Source organism: Staphylococcus gallinarum (assembly GCF_000875895.1).
Lineage (GTDB): Bacteria > Bacillota > Bacilli > Staphylococcales > Staphylococcaceae > Staphylococcus > Staphylococcus gallinarum.
On sequence record NZ_JXCF01000182.1, the window covers coordinates 1 to 529 of the forward strand.

The 529-nt window shown below is 52.6% G+C and carries 1 rRNA gene; it reads right to left on the minus strand.

Features of this window, described 5'->3' with window-relative positions:
* Positions 1-529, minus strand: a 16S ribosomal RNA gene (locus SH09_RS13975); the annotation flags it as partial.

Sequence of the window (529 nt, forward strand, 5' to 3'; positions counted from 1 at the left end):
ATCTAATCCTGTTTGATCCCCACGCTTTCGCACATCAGCGTCAGTTACAGACCAGAAAGTCGCCTTCGCCACTGGTGTTCCTCCATATCTCTGCGCATTTCACCGCTACACATGGAATTCCACTTTCCTCTTCTGCACTCAAGTTTCCCAGTTTCCAATGACCCTCCACGGTTGAGCCGTGGGCTTTCACATCAGACTTAAGAAACCGCCTACGCGCGCTTTACGCCCAATAATTCCGGATAACGCTTGCCACCTACGTATTACCGCGGCTGCTGGCACGTAGTTAGCCGTGGCTTTCTGATTAGGTACCGTCAAGATGTGCACAGTTACTTACACATATGTTCTTCCCTAATAACAGAGTTTTACGAGCCGAAACCCTTCATCACTCACGCGGCGTTGCTCCGTCAGGCTTTCGCCCATTGCGGAAGATTCCCTACTGCTGCCTCCCGTAGGAGTCTGGACCGTGTCTCAGTTCCAGTGTGGCCGATCACCCTCTCAGGTCGGCTACGTATCGTCGCCTTGGTAAGCC